Raw genomic sequence first — 22,633 nt, 5'->3', positions numbered from 1 at the left:
ACTCCCATGACCTACGATCCTTTCGACCACGATTTCGAACGCGGCCTGCAGAACCGCCGCACCATTCTCGGCGACGACTGGGTGGACCGTTCGCTGAACAACGCCAACGCCTTCAACGCCGACTTCCAGAACCTGATCACGCGCTTCGCGTGGAACGAGATCTGGGGCCGCCCGGGCCTCGAGTACAAGACGCGCCGCGCCATCGTGCTGTCGATCACGATCGCGCTGGGCCGCTGGGAAGAATTCGAACTGCACGTGCGCGCCGCGCTGCGCCCCGGCGCCGACGGCGGCATGACCCCGGACGAACTGAAGGAAGTGCTGATGCAGTCGGCCATCTATGCCGGCGTGCCGGCCGCGAACACCGCGTTCGCGCACACGCAGGCGATCCTGCGCGAGATGAACCATCCACTGTCGCCGACCCAGCCGGGCACGGTGCCCCATCCGGGCGTCGGCCACGAGCGCCGTACCGCCAGCCGCCCTGCCCTGCACTACACGATCCGCGAGCCGCGCAACGGCCAGCCGCCGCGCCGCACCGTGGTACTCAGCCATGCGCTGGGCATGGACCTGTCGATGTGGGACGGCCTGGCCACGCTGCTGGCCGGGGACAGCCGCGTGATCGCCTACGACCATCGCGGCCACGGCGGTTCCGAGGCGCCCGAAGGCGCGTACGACATGGCGGCGCTGGCCGACGACGCCGCCCGGCTGCTGCTGGAACTGGACACCGGCCCCGTCACGTGGATCGGCCTGTCGATGGGCGGCATGGTGGGCCAGGAACTGGCGCTGCGCCACCCGGCGCTGGTGCAGGCGCTGGTCATCGCCAACTCGTCGTCCGGCTACCCGGAAGCGGCGCGCGACGCCTGGAAGCAGCGCATCGCCACCGTGCGCGAACAGGGCATCGAGGCGATTGCCGACACCGTCATGGGCCGCTACTTCCACGACGCCTTCCGCGCCACGCACGGCGGCACCGTCGCCCGCTGGCGGCGGCGGCTGACCAGCACCGACCCGGTCGGCTATGCGGGTTGCTGCCATGCGGTCGGCAACGTCGACACGACCGCGCGCCTCTCTGCGATCGCGGCTCCCGTGCTGGTCATCGCCGGCGAACTCGACCAGGGCGCACCGGTGGCGATGTCGCAAACCATCGCCGACGCCATCCCCGGCGCGCAGCTGGTCGTGCTGCCGGACGCCTCGCACATCGCCGCCATCGAACAGCCCGCCGCGTTTGCCCGAGCGATACAGGCGTTTCTCGAAAACCGGTGACAGACACCCATTAACCTGGAATGTTTCAAAACGCCCCTGGTGTCTGACACTATTTCCACCGGAAATGGTGTCAGACACCGGTTTCTGCGTGAATATCGCTAAAAACCGGTGTCCGACACCTGCGGTGTCCGACACCAGGTCTCTGCCGACGGTGACTTGGCTAGACGCCCGGGTCGGCGAAGTTGGCGACCTGGTCGAATTCGACGTTGAACATGCCGCCGTCGGCCTGCTGGGCCTTGCGGATGTACACGGTCTGCACGATGTCGCGGCTGGCGGCGTCGATCCTGACGGGGCCGCGCACGCTGTTCCATGCCAGTCCCTTCATCGCCGCCAGCAGCTTTGCGCCATCGGCGTCGCCCCCGGTCTTCGCCAGCGCCTGGTACAGCAGGTGCATGCCGTCATACGCGCCGACCGAATGGAAGTTCGGCCGCATGCCCTTGTTGGCGGCCATGAAGGCGCGCACGTAGGCCTGGTTGTCGGCCGACGGGTGCGCGGCCGAGTAATGGTGGCTGCTGACGACGCCGTTGGCGGCGCTGCCGATGCCGGTCATCAGGTCGTCGTCCAGCACGTCGCCGGTGCAGATCAGCCGGATGCCAGCGGCGGCCAGGCCGCGCTCGTTGAACTGTTTCAGCACGGCCTGCCCCTCGCCGGACGGCACGAACACGAACAGCGCATCCGGCTTGGCGTCCTTCACCCGTGCGAGGAAAGGCGCGTAGTCGGGATTGCGCAGCGGCACGCGCAGCGAATCGACCACCTTGCCGCCGCCGGCGCTGAAGCGTTTCACGAACACTTTCTCGGCATCGAGCCCCGGCCCGTAATCGGCCACGAAGGTCATCACGCGGCCGATCCTGTTCTTCGCCGCCCAGTCGGCCAGCGGCGCCGTCACCTGCGCCAGCGTGAAGCCGGTGCGCACGATGTACGGCGAACGCTGTGGGATGATCGACGTGGCGGCGGCCATCACGATCATCGGCACCTTCGCCTGCGTGGCGATCGGCGCCGCGGCCAGCGCCAGCGGCGTCAGGCCGAAGCCGGCCAGCACGCGCACCTTGTCGCGCGCCACCAGCTCCTGCGCGATGCGTTTCGTCACGTCCGGCGCCACGCCGCCGTCATCCTTCAGCACGACCTCGATCCTGCGGCCCGCCACGCTGTCGCCATGCTTCTGCTGGTACAGCTTGACGGCCGCCTCGATCTGCCGCCCGGTCGAGGCGAACGGGCCGGACATCGGTACGATCAGCCCGACCTTCAGCGGCTCGGCGGCGAATGCGAACGATGGCAGCGAGGCCGTCGCTGCGGCGGCGGCCGCACCGGCCAGCAGGGTACGGCGTTTCGGTTGGTGTGTCATGTCTCCTCCTTGTCGTTGTAAACTACGGGACTACAAACCTACTGCACTACAGATCGAGCACCAGCAGCGCGCTCTTCGCACGCGAGCAGCACGGCGTGAACTGGTCGTTGGCTGCCTGCTCTTCCTCCGTCTGGTACAGGTCGCGGTGCTCGGGTATGCCCTCCAGCACGCGCGTCAGGCAGGTGCCGCAGACGCCCTGCTCGCACGATACCGGCACGTCGATCCCGTGCTCGGCCAGCACCTGCACCACCGTGCGGCCGGGCGGTATCGCATAGGTATTGCCGCTGCTGGCGATGCGCACGTCGAAAGCCCGCTCGCCCGCCTCTTCCACGACGGGCGCGGCGCCGAAGTACTCGCGGTGCAGGCGGTCGTCGCCCCAGCCCAGCGCGCGCGCCGCGCGCAGCACGTGGTCGATGTAGCCGGCCGGGCCGCACACGTACAGGTGCGTCCCCGGCGGACATTCCGACAGCGCGGCCGCCACGTCGAGGCGCGTGCCTTCTTCGTCGAGGTGCAGGCGCACGCCAGAGGCGAACGGCGCTTCGTCCAGCCGTGCGCGAAACGCGGCCCGCGCCGCGCTGCGCACGCTGTAGTGCAGCGTGAACGGCAGGCCTTGCGCGTGCAGGTGTTCGGCCATTGCCAGCAGCGGCGTGATGCCGATGCCGCCGGCGAACAGCACGCTGTGATGCGTCCCGCCGGCCAGGCCGAAATGATTGCGCGGCACGCTGACGTCCAGTTCCATGCCCTCGGCGATCCGCTCGTGCATCGCACTGGAGCCGCCGCGCGAGGTTGGCTCGCGCAGCACGCCGATCAGGTAGCGGTGCGTCTCATGCGGCGCATTGCACAGCGAATACTGGCGGACGATGCCGCCGCCGACGTGGACGTCGATGTGCGCCCCGGCCGTGAACGGCGGCAGAGTTGCGCCATCCACGGCGACCAGTTCGTAGCTGCACACATCGTCGGCCTCGCAGGCGCGCCGGGCGACTTTCACACGCAGCGTGCTCATGCCGCCACCTGCCCTGCCTGCGTCTGCGGCTGCGCTAGTGCCGGTGCTGGTGCCGGTGCCGGTGCCGGTGCTGGTGCTTCGCGCGCCAGCCAGCGGTCGATCACCTTGCGCGACTGTACGCCGCCCGCATCGATGTTGAGCATCAGCAGGCGCCGCTCCGGATGGCGCAGGATGTTCGCCTGCTGCTGTTCCAGCATCGCGCGGTCCTCGCTGAAGATCTTGCCCTGGCCGGTGCGGATCGTGTCGGTCAGCGCCTTGTCGTCGGCCTTGAAGTTGCGTGCCATGCCCCAGAAGTACCAGTGCGTGGTCTCGGTTTCCGGCGTGATGAAGTCGACCACGATCGACGATGCCTTGAACCCGGCCGGCGCGTCGTACCCGCCCTTGCCCGCCAGCGCCACGCCCACCTCGATCAGCACGTGGCTGGGCGGCGTGAAGTGGCAGATCTGCCAGCGGTCGACCGGCACGTCGTCGGGCAGGCCGTTGCCGCGCAGCGCCGCCTGCCAGAACGGCGGCGGCATCACGTTTTCCATGAAACGGCTGGTGATCACCTCGTCGCCGACGGTCTTCGTGGTGACGGGCGCCTCGTCGATTTCCTTCTGGCCGATCGACGACGCGTGCACATAGGTCTCGTGCGTCAGGTCCATCAGGTTGTCGACCATCAGCCGGTATTCGCAGCCGATGTGATACAGGCCCCCGCCGTAGGCCCAGCCTTCGTCCACGGCCCAGTGCAGGTGCGGGATCGTGGCGGCATCGGCCAGTGCCGCATCGCCCGGCCAGACCCAGATGAAGCCGTAGCGCTCGACGGCAGGATAGCTGCGGATGCACGGGAAGCCGCGCACGCGCTGGCCGGGCATCGCCACCGTCTTGCCGTCGCAGCCCATCTGCAGGCCGTGGTAGCCGCAGACCAGCGTGCCGTCGCGCACGAAGCCCAGCGACAGCGGCGCGCCGCGGTGCGGGCAGAAATCCTCGACGGCGGCCACGCCCTGGGCGGCGCGGTAGAACACGATCTTCTCGCCGCAGATTTGGCGGCCCAAGGGCTTGTCGGCGATCTCGTCCGGCGTGGCGGCGACATACCAGGCATTCTTCGGGTAGATGGCGGAAGGTGCGGGGGCGTTCATATGGTCTCCTTTTTTTTGGTGCTGAACTTCGATATTCAGTACACTGAATATTCGCGCACACGGCGTCCGAAGTAAACTAGGCACGACAAATATTTATCGATCTCCATGGACAACGACAACCACGACCTGCTGGACCTGCACGAACATCCGGGCCACCTGCTGCGCCGCGCGCAGCAGATCTCGGTATCGATCTTTCACGATGAAATCCAGGGCGAGCTGACGCCGGTGCAGTATGCGCTGCTGCGCACCCTCGCGGCCAGCCCGGGCATCGACCAGGTGACGCTGGCCGGCCTGGTGGCGATCGACACCTCGACCGGCGCCAGCGTGTGCGCGCGGCTGGAAGAAAAAGGCTTATTGGAGCGCAAGGTCATCCCGCACAACCGCCGCCAGCGCGCGCTGACGATCACCGCCAGCGGCACCGCCCTGCTGAAGCGTCTCGACCCGGCCGTACACCGCCTGCGCGACCGCCTGCTCGCACCGTTGACGGCACGCGAGCAGGCGCAGTTCATGCGGCTGCTGGACAAGCTCGTACTGGAGAACAACGCCCAGAGCCGGGCGCCGCTGGCAAGGCCGGATGCCGCCTGAGCCAACTGCCCAGCTCGTGTCCGGGTGCAGGGAACGCTGACCCGAGCTCAGCCTTGCTAGCCGTGGTTCAGCCCGTGTCTCGGTGCCAGGCACGCTGACACGAGCTCAGCCTTGCTGGCCGTGGTTCAGCTCGTGTCCCGGTGCCAGGCACGCTGACACGAGCTCGGCCTTGCTGGCCGTGGTTCAGCTCGTGTCCCGGTGCCAGGCAGCCGGACTATAGTCCGGCAACACGAGCTCGGCCCTGCTAGCCGTGGTTCAGCTCGTGTCCCGGTGCCAGGCAGCCGGACTATAGTCCGGCAACACGGGCTCAGCCTTGCTAGCCGTGGTTCAGCCCGTGTCCCGGTGCCAGGCAGCCGGACTATAGTCCGGCAACACGAGCTCAGCCTTGTTGGCCGCGTTCAGGCCACCGCCACCAGCCGGTCCAGCTTCGCGCCATCGTCCAGCAGCTCGCGGCTGTCCGAATCATGCACGATGCATCCGCGGTCCAGCACGATGGCGCGCTGCGTCAGCGACAGGGCCAGCCGCGCATGCTGCTCGACGACGATCACCGACAGGCCTTCGTCCCGCACCAGCTTGCGGATCACCGCCAGCAGTTCCTGCACGATGATCGGCGCCAGGCCTTCCATCGGCTCGTCGAGCAGCAGCATGCGCGGGTTCGTCATCAGGGCCCGGGCGATGGCGACCATCTGCTGCTCGCCGCCGGACAGCTGGTTGCCCATGTTCGAGCGCCGTTCCTGCAGCCGCGGGAAGACCTCGTAGATCTTCTTCACGTCCCACCGCCCCGGCCGCGCGACCACCGTCAGGTGCTCCTCGACCGTCAGCGACGGGTACATGTGCCGCTCCTGCGGTACCCAGCCCAGCCCCGCGCGCGCCCGCTTGTACGGTGCGACGCGGGCGATGTCCTTGCCGGCCCACCGGATCGCGCCCTTGTGCAGGCGCGTCAGGCCCATCAGCGTGGTCAGCAGGCTGGTCTTGCCGACGCCGTTGCGGCCCAGCAGCGCCAGGCTGTCCCCCTCGTTCAGGGCGAACGACACGTCTTCCAGCACGATGGATTCGCCGTAGCCTGCCGTCACGCGGTCTACCGCCAGCAGTTCAGTCATGGCCGCCCTCCCCCAGGTACACTTCCTTCACGCGCGGATCGGCGGCGATTTCCGCCGGCGTTCCTTCGGTCAGCACCTTGCCGCCGACCAGCACCGTGATGCGCTCGGCGAACTTGAACACCAGGCCCATGTCGTGCTCGATGAACAGGATCGTCACGTCGCGCGGCAGGCCGGCGATCACTTCGAACAGCTCGCGGCTTTCCGCCTGCGGGATGCCGGCGGCCGGTTCGTCGAGCAGCAGGATCTTCGGCTGCGTGGCCAGCGCCAGCGCGATCTCGACGAGCCGCTGCTTGCCGTAGGCCATGCTGCGCGTGATGCTGTTGGCCTGGTCGGCCAGGCGCAGCGAATGCAGCAGCGCCATCGCCTCGTCGACCATGTCGTGATGCCGCGCGACGGTTTTCCACCACACGTTCTGCACGCCGCGCCGCTCGCCGATGGCCAGCACCACCGATTCCAGCACGGTCAGGCCGGCGAACAGCGTGTTGATCTGGAACGTGCGCGTCATGCCGCGTTTTACACGCTGGTGCTGCGGCAGGCCGGTGATGTCTTCGCCGCCCAGGAACACGCGGCCACTGGTCGGCGCGAAGCCGCCCGTCAGCAGGTTGATGAAGGTGGTCTTGCCGGCCCCGTTCGGGCCGATCAGCGCATGCCGGGCGCCCGGCGTGAATGTCAGCGAGACGTCGCTGTTGGCCTTGAAGGCGCCCCAGCTTTTCGACAGCCCCTCGGTTCGCAAGGTGGTATCCATGCCGCTCATTTGTTCTCCTTCCGTTCGCGCAGGCGTTCCAGCAGATTGGCGAAGCCGCCGACGATGCCGCCCTTGGCGAACATCACGATGCACACCAGCAGCAGGCCGATCCAGAATTGCCAGTAGGTGGGATTGATGCCGGCGATCTTGTCCTGGGCGATCATGAAGACCGCCGCGCCGATCAGCGCGCCGTACAGCCGCCCGGTACCGCCCAGCACCAGCATGATCAGCAGCTCCGCCGAGCGGGGGAAGCCCAGCATGTCGAGGCCGACGAACTGCGTGGTCTGCGCCAGCAGCGCACCGGCGATGCCCGCCACCACGGCGCCCACCGTGAAGATGGCGCGCAGCCGGGAATTGACGTCCGCGCCGATGGCCGGCATGCGGCGCCCGCCCTCGCGGATGCCGCGCAGGCCCAGGCCGAACGGCGAGTTCACCAGCCGGCGCAGCACGAGGAACACGAGGAACAGCACCACGTAGCTGTAGACGAAGCCGGTTTTGCCTTCCAGGTCGAACTCGAACACGCCCAGCAGGTTACCGACCATCATGCCGGACAGGCCGTCAACGCCGCCGGTCAGCCACGATGCCTTGTTGGCCGCTTCGAACAGCATCAGGCCGATGCCCAGCGTGACCATCAGGCGCGTCAGGTCCTGGCCGCGCACGACGAGGAAGCTGACGATCCAGCCGAAGATGCCGGCCACGGCCGCACCGGCCAGCAGCCCGGTGACCGGCTCGCCCCAGCCGTGCACGGACAGCAGCCCGGCCGTGTAGGCACCCAGTCCGAAGAACGCCGCATGCCCCAGCGACACGATGCCTGCGTAACCCAGGATCAGGTCCAGCGACAGCGCGAACAGGCCGACGATCATGATCTGGCTGGTCAGCACCAGGTACTGCGGGAACAGGAACCAGCTGGCGACCGGCAGCAGCCAGAAGACGATTTCCAGCGGGTGCCAGCGGCCATCGGGCAGGCGCGGCACGGGCAGCGCCGCTGCCGGACGTACCGGCGCCTTGTCGGCGACTTCCATTTTCGACATGGCCGGTTTCGATATCGCACTCATGCTTTCCTCCTGATCAGGCCTGCGGGGAATGCCAGCAGCAATACCACCATCAGCGCATAGATGACGAACGCGCCGATCTCCGGCACATAGTATTTGCCGGCCACGTCGAACACGCCCAGCACGATGGCGGCCAGCAGCGGACCGGTGATCGTGCCCGCGCCGCCGACGGCGACGACCAGCAGGAAGTACACCATGTACTTGACGGGGAAGCTGGGGTCCAGCCCCAGCACGTCGATGCCGAGGCCACCGCCCAGGCCGGCCAGGCCGGAGCCCAGCGCGAACGTCAGGCTGAACACGCGGCTGACGTTGATGCCCAGCCCTTCGGAAGCGGTATGGTTGTCGACCGATGCGCGGATCTGCGCGCCGAAGCGGGTGCGCTCGATCAGCAGCCCGAGCAGTGCCGTGACGACGATGACGACGCCGATCAGGAACAGCCGGTACGTGCCCACTTCCAGTCCGAACAGCGAGACCTGCCCGCGCAGCCATTCGGGCAGGCTGACGGGTTGCTGCGTGGGGCCGAAGAAGTAGGTGGCGCCGGCGACCGCCATGAAGGTCAGGCCGATCGAGAACAGCACCTGGTCCAGGTGGCTGGCCTTGTACAGCCGGCGGTACAGCGTGCGCTCGAGGATGAAGCCGACGAATGCCGCGGCCAGGAAGGCCAGCGGCAGCGTGGCCAGGAATGGCACGCCGGCGCGATCGAGCAGCATCACGCAGACGTAGCCGCCCAGCATCGCGAACGCGCCGTGGGCCAGGTTAATGAAGTTCATCATGCCCATCGTTACCGACAGGCCGACACTGATCATGAACAGCAGGCTGCCGTACGCCACGCCGTCGAAAAGGACGCCGATCATCGCCGGCCTCCGTCATGGAAATGCATAATTGTCTCCTCGATTCTCCAAGATCGATCGCAAGGCCGCCGCTCTTTGTCGGCTGGCCATGCTACTGATACTACCGCTTGCTTACAGGCGCTTTACGCGTTCATCACACACGCGCATTTACACACGCTCGATGACGATGGCGATGCCCTGCCCCACGCCGATGCACATGGTGCACAGGGCAAAGCGCCCGCCGCCACGGTGCAACTGGTTCATGGCCGTGGTCACCAGGCGCGCGCCGCTCATGCCGAGCGGGTGGCCCAGCGCGATCCCGCCGCCCCACGGGTTCACCCGCGGATCGTCCTGCGACAGGCCCAGTTCGCGCAGCACGGCGATGCCCTGCGACGCGAACGCTTCGTTCAGTTCGATCACGTCGAACTGGTCCAGCGTCATGCCCAGGTTGGCCAGCAGCTTCTTCGTGGCCGGGGCCGGGCCGATGCCCATCACGCGCGGCGCCACGCCGGCCGTGGCCATGCCGACGATGCGGGCCTTCGGCACCAGGCCATGCGCGGCCGCCGACTTTTCATTGGCCAGCAACAGGGCGCAGGCGCCGTCGTTGACGCCGGACGCGTTACCCGCCGTGACGGTACCGTCCGGACGGACCACGCCTTTCAGCTTGGCCAGCGCTTCGATGGTCGTGGCGCGCGGATGTTCGTCGCGCGCGAACACGATCGGCTCGCCTTTCTTGACGGGGATCGTCACCGCCATGATCTCGGCATCGAACCAGCCCGCGTCCTGGGCCGCCGCCACGCGCTGCTGGCTGGCCAGCGCGAAACGGTCCTGGTCCTCCCGGCTGATGTTGTAGTCCGTGGCGACGTTCTCCGCCGTTTCCGGCATCGAGTCGGTGCCGTACAGCTTCTTCATCAGCGGATTGGGGAAACGCCAGCCGATCGTCGTGTCGTAGATGGCGGCGTTGCGCGAGAAGGCGCTGTCGGCCTTGCCCATCACGAACGGCGCGCGCGTCATCGATTCGACGCCGCCGGCCAGCATCAGCGACGTGTCGCCGGAGCGGATCGAGCGCGCGGCGATGCCCACGGCATCCATGCCGGAGCCGCACAGCCGGTTGACGGTGGTGCCGGGCACGCCCTGCGGCAGGCCGGCCAGCAGCGTCGACATGCGCGCCACGTTGCGGTTGTCCTCGCCGGCCTGGTTGGCGCAGCCGTAGATGACGTCGTCGATCGCTTCCCAGTCGACGGTGGGGTTGCGGCGCACCAGTTCGGCCAGCGGCAGCGCGCCCAGGTCGTCGGCGCGCAGGTCCTTCAGGGCACCGCCGTAGCGGCCGATCGGGGTGCGGATCGCGTCGCAGATGAATGCTTCGGTCATTTCGTGTTCTCCTTGTTGGCGCCAGTGAAAGCAGCGATCAGGGGCGCCGCCGTGCGTTGTTGCAGTTCCTCGAACGTCAGGCCGTCGACCATTTCACGCACGACGAGGCCGTCGGAGGTGACGTCGATCACGGCGAGGTCCGTGTAGATGCGGTTGACGCAGCCGATGCCCGTCAGCGGGTAGCTGCACTGTTCGACGATCTTGCTCTCGCCGGACTTGGTCTGGTGATCGGTCATCACGAAGACCTGGCGCGCGCCGATGGCCAGGTCCATCGCACCGCCCACGGCGGGGATCGCATCCGGAGCGCCAGTATGCCAGTTGGCCAGGTCGCCGATCGCCGACACCTGGAACGCGCCGAGCACGCAGATGTCCAGGTGGCCGCCGCGCATCATCGCGAACGAGTCGCCATGGTGGAAGTAGGCACCGCCCGTCAGCAGGGTGACCGGCTGCTTGCCGGCGTTGATCAGGTCTTCGTCTTCCTCGCCGGGCGCCGGGGCCGGGCCCATGCCCAGCAGGCCGTTCTCGCTGTGCAGGAAGATCTCGCGGTCGGCCGGCAGGTAGTTCGCCACCATCGTCGGCAGGCCGATGCCCAGGTTGACGTAGGCGCCTTCGTGGATGTCCTGTGCGACGCGTTTCGCCATGGCGTCGCGGCTCATCTTTTGAATAGTCATTGTGCTTCCTCCTGCACCACGCGCTGCACGAAGATGCCCGGGGTGACGATGTGTTCGGGATCCAGCTCGCCCAGTTCGACGATGCGCGTGACCTGCGCGATGGTGACCTTGGCGGCGGTGGCCATGATCGGGCCGAAGTTGCGCGCCGTTTTACGGTAGACCAGGTTGCCCCATCGGTCGCCGTGCAATGCCTTGATCAGTGCGAAGTCGGCGTGGATCGGCGACTCCAGCACGTAGTTCTTGCCGTTGATGGTACGCGTTTCCTTGCCTTCGGCCAGCAGCGTGCCGTAGCCGGTCGGCGAGAAGAAGCCGCCGATGCCGGCACCGGCGGCGCGGATGCGCTCGGCCAGGTTGCCCTGCGGCGTCAGTTCCAGCTCGATCTCGCCGGCGCGGTACAGCGCATCGAACACCTGCGAATCGGCCTGGCGCGGGAACGAGCAGATGATCTTCCTCACCCGCTTCGCCTTCAGCAGCGCGGCCAGGCCGGTTTCGCCGTTGCCGGCATTGTTGTTGACGATGGTGAGGTCGCGCGCGCCCTGCGCGATCAGCGCGTCGATCAGCGCCGCCGGCATGCCGGCGTTGCCGAAGCCGCCGATCATCACGGTCGCGCCGTCATGAATGCCGGCCACGGCCTGCGCCATGGTGTCGATAGTCTTGTCAATCACGGGGTGTTTCCTCCTGCCTTCAATTAGTTACCATGTGTTCGATAATCGAACTATAATCTGTTAATCGAACAGCCTAAGTGTGGCACCGCCGGTCGCCGAGGTCAAGGAAAAATCCGTCGACCCAGGCTGTTCCTTCGCAGTTCACGCAGTTCACGCAGTTCATTTACACTCGCTCCACTTCCAAGAGACCGTGATGACCACAACCACCAATAAAACCATCCCTGCCGAGCGCGAAGCCACGATCGCCGAGCAGATCGAGGCGCTGGCCGACCCCAGCTTCATGACGTCGCTGGCGCGCGGGCTTGCCGTGCTGCAGGCGTTTTCCGATTCGCGCCGCAGCCTGACGATCGCGCAGATCAGCCAGAAGACCGGCATTCCGCGCGCCGCCGTCAGCCGCTGCCTGTACACGCTGAAGCAGCTCGGCTATGCCGAATCGGACGTCAACAATTACTCGCTGCGGCCGAAGGTGCTGACGCTCGGCTATTCCTACCTGTCGTCGACGCCGCTCACCGTATCGGCCCAGCCTTACCTGAACCAGATCAGCCGCACGCTGAACGAATCGTGCTCGCTGGCGGTGCTCGACGATAACGAGATCCTGTACGTGGCCCGCTCGGCCACCTCCCGCGTGATGTCCGTCGCGCTGAACACCGGCAGCCGGCTGCCCGCGTACTGCACGTCGCTGGGCCGCGTGATGCTGGCCTACCTGCCGGAAGCCGAGCTGCAGGCCTACCTCGACAAGGTGCGGCTGAAACCGCTGACCGAGCACACGGTCACCACCCAGAAACAGTTGCGCGCCGTGCTGGCCCAGGTGCGCGAGCAGGGCTTCGCGATCAACAACGAGGAACTCGAAGTGGGCCTGCGCTCCATCGCGGTTCCCGTGCGCGGCGCCTCCGGCACCGTGCTCGCCGCGCTGAACGTCGGCGCCCAGGCCGGCCGCGTCAGCGCACGGCAGATGGAAGAGCAGTTCCTGCCCGTGCTGCAGCAGGGTGCCCGCGAACTGGCCGTGCTGCTGCCGTAAGCATCGCCCCGCTACTGCCGAGTCCGTGTCAACTTCGACCACGGTCTCGGCCGTGAAGCGCGATCAGAAGTGGTGCCGCAGCCCCGCCATCAGGCCCCGCTGCGGCTTGCCGGCGCCGACACTGCCGCCGGCATCGAGCGCGACGGCGGCGACGCCATCGTTGTTCATCAGCCCCAGCGCGCCGTAGATGGCGGTGCGCGTCGACAGGAAATACGTCAGCCTGGCGACCACCATGTCGGTGTCGTCGTCGCTGCGCTTGACGTTCTTGCGCGCCACCTGCGCATCGAAGGTCAGCAGCGGGGTGACCGGGTGGCTCACGCCCAGGTAGTACAGCGCCGATTCGGTGATGCCGGTGACGGCATCGGTCTTGCGGTCGATGACGCCGGCGCCCAGCTTGGTGCCCTTGATCATCCAGTAGCCGTTGACGGTCACGCGCCGGTCGTAGTTGCTGCTGCTGGTCAGGCCATTGGCCGCGCCGGTGTTCCCGTACAGCTTGTCGAACGACGCGTTGATGCCGTAGTCCTTGACTTCATATCCGAGCAGTGCGGTGACCTGGCGGCAGGCCTTCGAGTCGGCCGGCGATTCGCCCGCGCAGCCGGTGGCGGCCGGGCCGCCGGAGGTCGACGTGTCGCGCCCGAAGCTGTACGTGGCACCCGCCACGATGCCGTTGAAGTTGCCGAGGTAGCCGATCGCGTTGTCGCTGCGCGCGTTCGGCAGGTAAGGGTCGATGCTGCCAATGGCGAACAGGTTCGGGCCCAGCACGTCGGCCTTCAGGCCGGCGATGTACGTCATGTTGACCTGGCGGCCCAGCGTCAGCGTGCCCCACTTGCCCTTCAGGCCCACATTGGCGGCGCGGCCGAACAGGCGGTTGCCCTGCCCCATCGCGCCGGTATCGGGCCCGAAGCCGCTTTCCAGCGTGAAGATGGCGGACAGGCCGCCGCCCAGGTCTTCCGTGCCGCGGAAGCCGATGCGCGATGGGAACGATCCCGTCAGCGATGCCACCTTGGTCACCGAATCGCCGGCGGCGTTCGTGTTGTCCACGTGCGCCACCGCCGTATCGATGATGCCGTAGATCGTGACGTTGCTTTGCGCCTGCGCCGCGCCCGCCGCCAGCAGCGCCAGCGCGCCTGCCACCGCCGTCGCCAACCCCATGCTCCCGCCCTTGCCCGCGCCGTTGCCGATGCTGCGGCCGCGCGCCCGTTCGCCAGTGATTCCGTTCATGCTGTCTCCTGTAGATTTTATGGTGGTTCGGTTCGTCGTTCGGTGATCGAACAATAGATTGCTTATCGAACGCTGAATCGATACTATGACCGTTACCGGGCCTTGTCAAGAATCTCAAGGAGCCTGATGATTGGCGCGGTGTTCATAACAAAGGAGACAACCATGAAATACACGATCGCCGCGGTACTGGCCGGCGCCCAGCTTTTCGTCCTGCCGGCGGCTCACGCGCAGGACACCATCAAGGTCGGCGTGATCGCCGCGTTTTCCGGCCCGTTCGCCGACTACGGCAAGCAGATGGAAGGCGGCATCAAGGCCTATATGGCGCAGCATGGCGACACGGTGGCCGGCAAGAAGATCCAGCTGATCCTCAAGGACACCACCGGCCCTTCGCCGGAAATCGCCAAGCGCCTGGCCCAGGAACTGGTGGTGCGCGACAAGGTCGATTTCCTGGCCGGTTTCGGCCTGACACCGGAAGCGCTGGCCGTCGCGCCGATCGCACAGCAGGCGAAGAAGCCGATGATCATCATGAACGCGGCCACGTCGGCGATCACGACGAAATCGAACTACATCGTGCGCTTCTCGATGACGCTGCCGCAGATCTCGGCGCCGATGGGCACCTGGGCGGCAAAGAACAAGCTCAATAAGGTCGTCACGCTGGTGGCGGACTACGGCCCCGGCCTGGATGCCGAAGCGGCGTTCAAGAAGACGCTGGAAGGCGCCGGCGGCAAGGTGACGGAATCGATCCGCGTGCCGCTGCGCAATCCGGAATTCGCCCCGTACATCCAGCGCATCAAGGATGCCAGGCCGGATGCGATCTTCGTGTTCGTGCCGGCCGGCGAACAAAGCATCGCGTTCATGAAGGGCTACCGCGAACGGGGGCTGGCCGCGGCCGGCATCAAGGTGATCGCCACCGGCGACCTGACCGACGACCACGTGCTGCCGGCGATGGGCGATGCGACGCTGGGCGTGATCACCACGTTCCACTACTCGGCCGCGCACGACTCGGCCGAGAACAAGGCGTTCCTGAAGAGCTTTGCCGCCGCCAATCCGAAGGGCGGCCGGCCCAACTTCATGGCCGTCGCCGCGTATGACGGCATGGCCGCGATCTACGACGTGTCGCGCAAGCTGAACGGCAAGATCGACGGCGACCAGGCGATGGCCGTGCTGAAGACGATGAAGCTGAACAGCCCGCGCGGTCCGATCGCCATCGACCCGGCCACGCGCGACATCGTGCAGACCGTGTATGTGCGCGAAGTGAAGAAGGTCGGCAACGAGGTCTACAACATCGAGTTCGACAAGTTCCCCGACCTGAAGGATCCGGGCAAGCAATAAGTTGCAAAAAACGTGGCAGGGGTTTTAGAGAAACATTTCAAACTAACTGGTGTCTGGAAGGAGAGATAGCTTGCAAGCTATCTCCGCTACGCAGGCGAGGAGCAAGCTCCCCGAAACCCCTGCTTCGCCACCGGTTTTGGAGCAACACTTCAGCCAGCGTTACTCCACCCGCGTCAGCAGCGGCTGCCCGCTGAAATGGGCGAGCAGGTTGTCGACGACCAGCTGCCCCATCGCGTGGCGCGTTTCGACGGTGAGGCTGCCCACGTGCGGCGTCAGCACCACGTTCGGCAGCGCGGCCAGCGCGGCGGGGACCGACGGCTCGTCGGCGAACACGTCCAGCGCGGCGGCGCCGAGGCGGCCGTCGGCCAGCGCGGCGCCCAGCGCCGGCTCGTCGACCAGCGAGCCGCGCGCGATGTTGACCAGCGTACCTTCCGGCCCCAGCGCCTCCAGCACCGCCACATCCACGGTATTGCGCGTGGCCGCGCCGCCCGGCGCGCAGACGACGAGGTAATCGCTGTCGCGCGCGAGTTCCAGCAGCGACGCGGCGCGCGGCACCGTCACGCCCGCCTTCACATTCGGCTGCCAGTAGCGCAGTTGCAGCCCGAACGCCGCCAGCCGCGCGGCAACCGCCTGGCCGATGCGGCCGAATCCATAGATGCCGGCGACCTTGCCGCGCAATGCGCGCGCCGGCCTGACCGGCACGCCGGCCTGCCACTGGCCGGCGCGCACATAGGTATCCAGCGCGGGGATGCGGCGCGACACCGCCAGCAGCAACGCCACCGCCAGGTCGGCCACGTCGTCCGTCAGCACGCCGGGCGTATTCGTCACCGCGATGCCGCGCGGGCGCAGCGCGGCGAAATCCACCGCATCGACGCCGATGCCGTTCACGGCCACGATCTCGAGCCGCGGCAACTGCGCCGCCAGCGCGGCACCGATGCCGGCCATGCCGGTGGTGGCCACGCCGCGCACGCCGGGCGCCACGCCGGCAATGAAGGCGGCGCGGCCTTCCGGCGCAACCTGCCACACGTGGTGGCAGGTGAAATGCTGTTCCAGCTGCGCCATCACGGACGCCGACGGGCTGGCCGCCATCACGAGGATTTCCGGTTTCATGCAGATTTATTCATGAGTGAACGAACGGCCATTCTAGGACGGCTGACACTTTCTTACAATTTCTTCACATATAAGAATTAAATGGAAGGCAATATACGTCGCTTCCTCATGAGTAGCCGCCGACAGGACGATGACCCATTCCCTTCCGCCATGCATCCACCGCCGATTCGAACGCCAGGCCGCGCTGACGCCGCATGCCATCGCACTGCAGGGGCCGGAAGGCAGCGTAACGTACGCGGACCTGAACGCCGCGGCGAACCGGCTGGCGCGGCACCTGCAGCGGCGCGGCGCGCGGCCCGGCGCGCTGGTGGCGCTGTGCCTGGAGCGCGGCGCGCCGCTGGTGATGGCAATGCTCGCCGTGCTGAAGACGGGTGCCGCCTACGTGCCCGTCGATCCGGCCTATCCGGCAGCACGCATCGCGTTCATGCTGGCCGATGCCGATCCGGCGGTGACGGTCACGCGGCAGGACTGCGCCGGCATGCTGGGCCCGCGGACCGCGGCGCTGTGCCTGGACGGCGCGCCCTGGGCTGCGGAGGACGACGCGAACCTGCCGCGCGACGTCGACGGCGGCAGCCTGGCCTACGTGATCTACACGTCCGGCTCCACCGGCGAGCCGAAGGGCGTGCTGGTCGAGCACCGCCAGCTGGCCTGCCACGTCGAGGCGTTCGGCGCGCTGGCCGGCCTGTCGCCGCGCGACCGGGTGCTGCAATTCGCGGCTCCCGCGTTCGACGTGCTGGCGGAGGAAGTCTGGCCCACGCTGCTGCACGGCGCCACGCTGGTGCTGCGCGACCCCGGCCCGGCCGACGCGCTGGCGGCCTTCACGAGCCAGGTCGAGGCACGCCGCATCACGGTGCTGAACCTGCCGGCGTCGTTCTGGCATCCGTGGTGCGACCACGTGCTGGCGGCCGGCGGCGACGTGCGGCTGCCGGCACTGCGCCAGCTGGTCGTCGGCAGCGAAGTCGTGCAGCCGGGCAGCGTGCGCGCGTGGGAGGCCCGCTTCGGCATGCGGATCGCCATCGCCAATGCCTACGGCCCGACCGAAGCGACGGTCACCGCCACCGCGGAACAGTTGCCGATGCTGCCGCCCGGGGCGGCACGCGTGCCGATCGGCCGGCCGCTTGCCGGCTCGGTGGTGCGCGTGCTCGATGCGGGCTGGGAGCCAGTGGCGCCTGGCGAGCCGGGCGAGCTGTATATCGGCGGCACGCGCCTGGCGCGCGGCTACCTGAACCGCCCCGACCTGACGGCCGAGCGCTTCGTGCAGGTGAACGGCGAGCGCCTGTACCGCACCGGCGACCTGGTCGCGCAACTGCCGGACGGCAGCCTCGATTTCCTCGGCCGCATCGACGGGCAGCTGAAGGTCCATGGCCAGCGCGTCGAGCCGGGCGACGTGGAAGCGTGCCTGGTGCGCCACGCCGGCGTGGCGGCCGCGCTGGTGGTGGCCGATGCAGCGGGCGGGCATCTGCTGGCCTACGTGACGCCGGCCGATGGCGCAAACGCACCCGACCCGGCCGAACTGCAGGCGCTGGCGCGCGCCGCGCTGCCGCCCTATATGGTGCCGGCCGCCTACGTGGGACTCGAAACGCTGCCGCTGATGGCGAACGGCAAGCTCGACCGGAACGCGCTGCCGGCGCCCGATGCCGCGGCCTTCCCGGCGCAGGACTACGCCGCGCCGCAGGACGAAGCGGAACGCGAGCTGGCCGCGCTGTGGTGCGCGCTGCTGAAGCTGCCCCGTGTGGGCCGGCACGAGGATTTCTTCGCGCTGGGCGGCGATGCGCCCACGGCGCTCGGACTGGTGGAACTGCTGCGCGAGCGCGGCCAGGGTATCGACATGCGCACCTTCTGCGAGCGGCCGACCGTGGCTGCGCTGGCCGCGCTGCCTGCACTTCCTGCCCTCCCTGCCACCCCATCCGCGACGGCTCCCGTGGCAAGCGGCCAGGCATTCTTCCGCGCGATGCTCGATGGTGCGGATGACCTGCCCGCGCCGTTCGGCCTCGATGGCACGGGCATGCCGGAACTGGCGCGGCGCCACGTCGACCCGGCGCTGGCGCTGCGCCTGCGCGCCGCGGCGCGCCAGCGCGGCCTGATGCCGGCCAGCCTGTTCCACCTGGCATGGGCCTGCGTGCTGGCGCGCGGCACCGGCCGTCGCGACGTCCTGTTCGCCACCGCGCTGCCGGCCTGGCACACCGCCACCGGTATCGGCGAGTGCCTGCTGCCGCTGCGGATCGCGCTGGAAGGCACCGGCACCGAAGACGCCCTGCACCGCACGCACCTGGCGATCGCCACGCTGGTCGATCACCGGCACGTGCCGCACGGGGCGGCCGCCGGCACCACCGCCCTGCTGCACTACCGCCATGCCGGCGCCGAAGCACCGCCACGGCGCGACCACCCGCTGGCCCTGACCGTGGATGACCTCGGCGATGGTTTCCGGCTGACCGCGCAATGCGCCGCGACCGCCGGCCCGGCGCGGATCTGCGACTTCATGCTGTGCGCGCTGGCGGCGCTGGCGGACGCGCTGGAGCAGGCCCCCGGCACGCCCGTCACGGCGCTCGACGTGCTGCCGCCGGCCGAACGGGCGCAGCTCCTCGGCTGGTCGGCCACGGCGCCAGTGCCGGGGCGCGGCTGCCTGCACCGCCTGGTCGAAGCGGTCGCCGCACGCTCGCCCGACGCCATCGCCCTGTCGGACGACGGCGCCGCCGTCACCTATGGCACTTTGAACGACGCGGCCAACCGCCTGGCCCATTACCTGCAATCGGTCGGCATCGGTCCGGACGTGCCGGTGGGGCTGTGCATGCCGGCCGGCACCGCGCTGGTGGTGGCCGCGCTGGGTGTGCTGAAAGCTGGCGGCGCCTGCCTTCCGCTCGACGCCGCGGCCGGCCCCGGCCGCATCGGCGCCGTGCTGGCCGATGCCGGCGCATCGATGCTGTTGACGGTGCGGACGGTGCAGGCGCCGGCCGGCATCGCCACCGTGCTGCACCTGGACGGACCCGGCCCCTGGCAGGCGATGCCGCGCGCCAATCCCGCGTCGGCCGTGTCCCCATCGGACCTGGCCTGGATCGTGTATGGCGACGGCACGACCGGCGTGGCCCTGGAACACCGCAACGTCACGCGGCTGTTCGATGCCGCCGGCGCCTGGATCGATGGCGGCGCGGCCGACGCGTGGACCGTCTGCGCCTCCCCTGCCACCGACCTGTTCCTGTGGGAGCTGTGGGGCGCGCTGCTGGCGGGTGCCCGTGCCGTCGTGGTGCCGGCGGGGAAACGGACGCCGGACGCGCTGGCCCGCCTGGTGCGCGACGAACGGGTGACGCTCCTGACACTGCCGGCACAGGCGTTCGCGGACGCCGCCTGGCCCACCCTGGCACCGTGCCTGCGTCATGTCGTCGTGCGGGGCGAATCGCCGGGGGTGGCAGCGCGGCTGGATAGTCTGGCGGCGCATGCCGAAGGGCCGCGGCTGCTGGCGACGCGCGGCAGCGCCGAAACCGGCGTGCACGCCACCTGCTTTGCCCCGGCCCGCGGCGGCGCGGGTCGCGATGCGGCGGCAGGCATGATCGGCCATCCGCTGCCCGACATGTCGGCATACGTGCTGGATGCCTGGGGCCAGCCGGCACCGCTCGGCGTGCCGGGCGAACTCTACATTGGTGGACCCGGACTGGCGCGCGGCTACCTGCACCGGCCCGAGATGACGGCCGCCCGCTTCGTCCGGCACCCGCTGGCGCCGGACGGGCGAATGTTCCGCACCGGCCGCACGGCCCGCTGGACGGCTGGCGGCGTGCTGGACGACCGCGGCCTGTTGCAAGCCGGCTTGCCGCGTCGCGCTGCGCGAAACGCAGCGCAGGATGGCGCACCGGGAAAAGCTCACGGGTCGCCGCAGGCGATGGCGCAAGGCGAAGCGCAGAGCGGCGCGCGCGACGCCGGGGACGATGACGCCGGCGGCGGGGTCACGGCTCCGGATGGCGGCAGGCCGGGCGCGGGCCTGGTCGCCGCATGAGCAAAGGCGCCGGCTTGCTCGACTGTCGGAAATTCTTACAGTCCGCGGTGGCGTATTTGCTTAACGAATTCATAAGAATCGTCGTCACCGGCCGATGCACTGTCGGAAAACTTTACAGTGACGCGCGCTGCTTTTCTTAATGAATTCATAAGCCTACGCAAAAAAGGCACTCAACGGCTGTCGGAAATCTTTACAGTAACATTAAGTCATGTTTCCTTAACCAATTTATAAGATTGCCAATTTGAGCAAAATCAACACGTTAGCTGCTACGGTCGAGTGCTGGCATGCAAGTTGCATATGCTTATGAAAAAAATAAAAACGCGAACCTTTTTAACCTTAACAACTTGGAGCCATACGTGAGCAAAATGAAAACTACCCTGCTGGGCCTGGCAGTAGCAATGTCGTCGATCGGTGCCGCCTACGCTGCCCCACAAACCGTGGGTGGCGTCACCTGGGATCCAGAGTATGGCCTGGACTTCTCCTCGTCGTCGGTACAGATGCACCAGATCTTCGAGCAGGACGGTACGGCACGCGGCTACGGCATCATCTCGACGATGAACGGCACCGCGCAAGACAAGTTCTGCGCCGGCTGCGAACTGACCATCGTCTACGGCGGCTACACCCCTTCGACCGTGACCGGCAACACCACGCTGTACACGGGCGGTTTCGTGAACATCTTCGTCAACAACGGCCCGTCGACGATCAACCCGGCCGACCCGCTGAGCATGAACGACGGTAACGTCGGTCTGGGCACGCTGTGGCTGAGCCTGGCTGGCCACGAATACGAAGGCGCTACCCTGCGCGGTACGGTCAACTCGACGCTGCCGCCGAACCTGAGCGGCCTGGGCCAGCTGGACGTCGTCGGTGGCGTTGCCGCTGCCTACTTCGACACCAACGCGCAAGTCGATGGCTCGGACCTGTCGTTCTCGTCGAGCTTCACGCAGCCGTTCCCGGGCACCACGAACCACGTCGTCGGCACGGGCAACTTCTACGGCATGACGTCGCCGGTACCGGAACCAGGCACGTACATGATGATGGGTGCTGGCCTGCTGACGCTGGCTGCACTGCGTCGCCGCAAGCAGCGTTGATGAACCTGCCGCCGGCCACGGCCGGCGGCTGTTCGCCACCGCACTGTGGGAACCTACAGTCTGGCCGGGCAATTGCCCGGCTTTTTTTACGCCTGGAAGTTTGCGCCGCCGCCACGCCCGGCGTTCGGGGATTCCTACCGGGCCGCCGCTGCCCGGATGAACTGCACTGTCAAGTCCGGCTGCGCGACGGGCAGCATATGCCCGCCCTCCACCACTTCGAGCACCGCATGCGGCACCTTGCAGGCCAGCGCCTCGCCATGCTCGCGCCACCCCAGGATCCTGTCGTCGCGCCCGAACAGCACGGCGACCGGCATGCGCAGTTCCCCATAACGGCTGCTGTAGGCCGGCAGTTGCCCAGGTAGCGCTCCCAGGTCATCGGCGGCCGCCAGGAACTGGCTCGGCCGCAGACCAAGCAGGCCGCCGCCCCGGGTCGAGAAATCATGCGGCACGGGATCCGGCCCGAACACGTCCTCGAGGACGGCGCCGCCACGCGCGATCGCACCCGGCGTGGCCACCGTCCAGGCGACCAGCCGGCGCAGCAGCGGCGACTGCGTCGCCAATACACGGAATGCGGCAGGGGTTTCGTCGGGCAGGTGGGTGAGCGGAGCCAGCAGCGACAGGCCGGCCACGCGTTCCGGGTAATCGAGCGCCAGCGCCAGAGCCACGGCGCCGCCGAACGAATGCCCGACGACGAGTGGACATTCCAGCTCCAGGCGGTCGATCAGCTCGGCCAGTGCGGCGGCCTGTTCGCGCAATCCGGCCGGCGTGCCGTGCCGCCGCGCGGAATAACCGGAACCGGGCCGGTCGACCGTCACCACGCGGTGGTGATGTGCCAGTTGCCGCGCCACCTCGTAGGTGAAATGCGCCATGTGCCCGCCCAGCCCGTGGATCATCAGCAGCGCCGGCCCCTGCCCCTGTTCGCGCACGTGCAGCCGGGCGCCGCGCACGTCGATGAAAATACCCTGGGGCGGCAGCGCCGCCTCGACCTTGCGTTCCACGTGACGGGTAAACAGCGCCAGTCCGCCCGCGACGGCGGGCACGGCCAGCCCGGCCGCCGCGGCCGCGATCGTCGCGAGCGTCGGCATCAGTACTCCGCCTCGCCCATGGCGCGGCCCTGGCCGGGGCCGAAGCCCGGGCCAG

19 protein-coding genes are annotated in these 22,633 nt (G+C 68.1%); 6 read left to right on the top strand and 13 right to left on the bottom strand.

All coding sequences use genetic code 11. The features are described 5' to 3' along the window. Window positions 1-6 precede the first annotated feature (6 nt). Entirely contained in the window at window positions 7-1,257 is a 1,251-nt protein-coding gene (gene pcaCD, locus FHS02_RS00390) for a bifunctional 4-carboxymuconolactone decarboxylase/3-oxoadipate enol-lactonase PcaCD (RefSeq protein ID WP_137312285.1), read from the top strand. Window positions 1,258-1,417: 160 nt separating this feature from the next. Here pcaCD and FHS02_RS00385 read toward each other — a convergent pair whose 3' ends face one another. Genes FHS02_RS00385 through FHS02_RS00375 form a run of 3 tightly spaced genes read right to left on the bottom strand, consistent with a single transcriptional unit; the run spans window position 1,418 to window position 4,696 of the window. Further along, window positions 1,418-2,599, bottom strand: a complete 1,182-nt coding sequence (locus FHS02_RS00385; RefSeq protein ID WP_137312284.1) for an ABC transporter substrate-binding protein — start codon at window positions 2,597-2,599, stop codon at window positions 1,418-1,420. 46 nt (window positions 2,600-2,645) lie between these two features. Continuing rightward, a complete protein-coding gene (locus FHS02_RS00380; protein ID WP_137312283.1) occupies window positions 2,646-3,602 on the bottom strand; it encodes a PDR/VanB family oxidoreductase in 957 nt (318 codons plus the stop codon). Further along, complete coding sequence (locus FHS02_RS00375; RefSeq protein WP_137317222.1) at window positions 3,599-4,696, bottom strand: Rieske 2Fe-2S domain-containing protein; 1,098 nt, start codon at window positions 4,694-4,696, stop codon at window positions 3,599-3,601. Before FHS02_RS00375 ends, FHS02_RS00380 begins: the two co-directional genes overlap by 4 nt. Window positions 4,697-4,825: 129 nt before the next feature. Here FHS02_RS00375 and FHS02_RS00370 point away from each other — a divergent pair, with 129 nt between their 5' ends. Then, entirely contained in the window at window positions 4,826-5,305 is a 480-nt protein-coding gene (locus tag FHS02_RS00370; RefSeq protein WP_137312282.1) for a MarR family winged helix-turn-helix transcriptional regulator, read from the top strand. 398 nt (window positions 5,306-5,703) lie between these two features. On the opposite strand, the gene FHS02_RS00365 is transcribed toward FHS02_RS00370, so the two are convergent. The 7 genes from FHS02_RS00365 to FHS02_RS00335 form a co-directional block, all read right to left on the bottom strand. Then, on the bottom strand, window positions 5,704-6,405 hold the full coding sequence (locus tag FHS02_RS00365) for an ABC transporter ATP-binding protein (RefSeq protein ID WP_137312281.1): 702 nt from the start codon (window positions 6,403-6,405) through the stop codon (window positions 5,704-5,706). Further along, window positions 6,398-7,150, bottom strand: coding sequence for an ABC transporter ATP-binding protein (locus FHS02_RS00360; protein ID WP_175424971.1), 753 nt, complete (start codon window positions 7,148-7,150; stop codon window positions 6,398-6,400). Before FHS02_RS00360 ends, FHS02_RS00365 begins: the two co-directional genes overlap by 8 nt. 5 nt (window positions 7,151-7,155) lie before the next feature. Next, a complete protein-coding gene (locus FHS02_RS00355; protein WP_137317221.1) occupies window positions 7,156-8,172 on the bottom strand; it encodes a branched-chain amino acid ABC transporter permease in 1,017 nt (338 codons plus the stop codon). 29 nt (window positions 8,173-8,201) lie between these two features. Then, the gene (locus FHS02_RS00350; RefSeq protein ID WP_137312279.1) at window positions 8,202-9,056 is read right to left on the bottom strand and encodes a branched-chain amino acid ABC transporter permease; all 855 of its coding nucleotides are present in this window, start codon (window positions 9,054-9,056) and stop codon (window positions 8,202-8,204) included. 144 nt (window positions 9,057-9,200) lie between these two features. After that, the gene (gene pcaF / locus FHS02_RS00345) at window positions 9,201-10,403 is read right to left on the bottom strand and encodes a 3-oxoadipyl-CoA thiolase (RefSeq protein WP_137312278.1); all 1,203 of its coding nucleotides are present in this window, start codon (window positions 10,401-10,403) and stop codon (window positions 9,201-9,203) included. After that, a complete protein-coding gene (locus FHS02_RS00340) occupies window positions 10,400-11,074 on the bottom strand; it encodes a CoA transferase subunit B (protein WP_217496885.1) in 675 nt (224 codons plus the stop codon). The genes pcaF and FHS02_RS00340 overlap by 4 nt, the downstream gene beginning before the upstream one ends. Continuing rightward, entirely contained in the window at window positions 11,071-11,739 is a 669-nt protein-coding gene (locus FHS02_RS00335) for a 3-oxoacid CoA-transferase subunit A (RefSeq protein WP_137312277.1), read from the bottom strand. Before FHS02_RS00335 ends, FHS02_RS00340 begins: the two co-directional genes overlap by 4 nt. Before the next feature lie 193 nt (window positions 11,740-11,932). Here FHS02_RS00335 and FHS02_RS00330 point away from each other — a divergent pair, with 193 nt between their 5' ends. After that, the gene (locus tag FHS02_RS00330) at window positions 11,933-12,757 is read left to right on the top strand and encodes an IclR family transcriptional regulator domain-containing protein (RefSeq protein ID WP_137312276.1); all 825 of its coding nucleotides are present in this window, start codon (window positions 11,933-11,935) and stop codon (window positions 12,755-12,757) included. A 63-nt stretch (window positions 12,758-12,820) separates the two neighbouring features. On the opposite strand, the gene FHS02_RS00325 is transcribed toward FHS02_RS00330, so the two are convergent. Then, the gene (locus FHS02_RS00325) at window positions 12,821-13,909 is read right to left on the bottom strand and encodes a porin (protein ID WP_137317219.1); all 1,089 of its coding nucleotides are present in this window, start codon (window positions 13,907-13,909) and stop codon (window positions 12,821-12,823) included. A 231-nt stretch (window positions 13,910-14,140) separates the two neighbouring features. Here FHS02_RS00325 and FHS02_RS00320 point away from each other — a divergent pair, with 231 nt between their 5' ends. Continuing rightward, the gene (locus FHS02_RS00320; RefSeq protein ID WP_137312275.1) at window positions 14,141-15,310 is read left to right on the top strand and encodes an ABC transporter substrate-binding protein; all 1,170 of its coding nucleotides are present in this window, start codon (window positions 14,141-14,143) and stop codon (window positions 15,308-15,310) included. Between the two features lie 159 nt (window positions 15,311-15,469). On the opposite strand, the gene FHS02_RS00315 is transcribed toward FHS02_RS00320, so the two are convergent. After that, window positions 15,470-16,420 carry a 2-hydroxyacid dehydrogenase gene (locus FHS02_RS00315; RefSeq protein ID WP_137312274.1) on the bottom strand — a complete coding sequence of 317 codons (951 nt, stop codon included), beginning with the start codon at window positions 16,418-16,420 and terminating at the stop codon, window positions 15,470-15,472. A gap of 130 nt (window positions 16,421-16,550) precedes the next feature. Between FHS02_RS00315 and FHS02_RS00310 the strand changes: the two genes are divergently transcribed. Together FHS02_RS00310 and FHS02_RS00305 are read left to right on the top strand one after the other, a co-directional pair. Further along, entirely contained in the window at window positions 16,551-20,405 is a 3,855-nt protein-coding gene (locus FHS02_RS00310; protein WP_137312273.1) for an amino acid adenylation domain-containing protein, read from the top strand. Between the two features lie 365 nt (window positions 20,406-20,770). Next, window positions 20,771-21,493 (top strand): PEP-CTERM sorting domain-containing protein, encoded by a 723-nt coding sequence (locus FHS02_RS00305; protein ID WP_175424684.1) that lies wholly within the window; start codon window positions 20,771-20,773, stop codon window positions 21,491-21,493. A 134-nt stretch (window positions 21,494-21,627) separates the two neighbouring features. On the opposite strand, the gene FHS02_RS00300 is transcribed toward FHS02_RS00305, so the two are convergent. Beyond that, window positions 21,628-22,578: an alpha/beta fold hydrolase gene (locus FHS02_RS00300; protein WP_137312271.1), complete on the bottom strand. Its 951-nt coding sequence runs from the start codon at window positions 22,576-22,578 to the stop codon at window positions 21,628-21,630. Window positions 22,579-22,633 lie beyond the last annotated feature (55 nt).

The sequence above is a fragment of the Pseudoduganella umbonata genome, from assembly GCF_014192225.1.
GTDB classification, from domain to species: Bacteria; Pseudomonadota; Gammaproteobacteria; order Burkholderiales; family Burkholderiaceae_D; genus Rugamonas; species Rugamonas umbonata.
This window is presented reverse-complemented; position numbering and strand designations above follow the sequence as displayed.

Bases quoted from the DNA above. Each gene is read 5' to 3' on its own strand.
- pcaCD (WP_137312285.1), top strand. From the start codon at position 7: ATGACCTACGATCCTTTCGACCACGATTTCGAACGCGGCCTGCAGAAC.
- FHS02_RS00385 (WP_137312284.1), bottom strand. From the start codon at position 2,599: ATGACACACCAACCGAAACGCCGTACCCTGCTGGCCGGTGCGGCCGCC.
- FHS02_RS00380 (WP_137312283.1), bottom strand. From the start codon at position 3,602: ATGAGCACGCTGCGTGTGAAAGTCGCCCGGCGCGCCTGCGAGGCCGAC.
- FHS02_RS00370 (WP_137312282.1), top strand. From the start codon at position 4,826: ATGGACAACGACAACCACGACCTGCTGGACCTGCACGAACATCCGGGC.
- FHS02_RS00365 (WP_137312281.1), bottom strand. From the start codon at position 6,405: ATGACTGAACTGCTGGCGGTAGACCGCGTGACGGCAGGCTACGGCGAA.
- FHS02_RS00360 (WP_175424971.1), bottom strand. From the start codon at position 7,150: ATGGATACCACCTTGCGAACCGAGGGGCTGTCGAAAAGCTGGGGCGCC.
- FHS02_RS00355 (WP_137317221.1), bottom strand. From the start codon at position 8,172: ATGGAAGTCGCCGACAAGGCGCCGGTACGTCCGGCAGCGGCGCTGCCC.
- FHS02_RS00350 (WP_137312279.1), bottom strand. From the start codon at position 9,056: ATGATCGGCGTCCTTTTCGACGGCGTGGCGTACGGCAGCCTGCTGTTC.
- pcaF (WP_137312278.1), bottom strand. From the start codon at position 10,403: ATGACCGAAGCATTCATCTGCGACGCGATCCGCACCCCGATCGGCCGC.
- FHS02_RS00340 (WP_217496885.1), bottom strand. From the start codon at position 11,074: ATGACTATTCAAAAGATGAGCCGCGACGCCATGGCGAAACGCGTCGCA.
- FHS02_RS00330 (WP_137312276.1), top strand. From the start codon at position 11,933: ATGACCACAACCACCAATAAAACCATCCCTGCCGAGCGCGAAGCCACG.
- FHS02_RS00325 (WP_137317219.1), bottom strand. From the start codon at position 13,909: ATGGGGTTGGCGACGGCGGTGGCAGGCGCGCTGGCGCTGCTGGCGGCG.
- FHS02_RS00320 (WP_137312275.1), top strand. From the start codon at position 14,141: ATGAAATACACGATCGCCGCGGTACTGGCCGGCGCCCAGCTTTTCGTC.
- FHS02_RS00315 (WP_137312274.1), bottom strand. From the start codon at position 16,420: ATGAAACCGGAAATCCTCGTGATGGCGGCCAGCCCGTCGGCGTCCGTG.
- FHS02_RS00310 (WP_137312273.1), top strand. From the start codon at position 16,551: ATGACCCATTCCCTTCCGCCATGCATCCACCGCCGATTCGAACGCCAG.
- FHS02_RS00305 (WP_175424684.1), top strand. From the start codon at position 20,771: ATGAAAACTACCCTGCTGGGCCTGGCAGTAGCAATGTCGTCGATCGGT.
- FHS02_RS00300 (WP_137312271.1), bottom strand. From the start codon at position 22,578: ATGCCGACGCTCGCGACGATCGCGGCCGCGGCGGCCGGGCTGGCCGTG.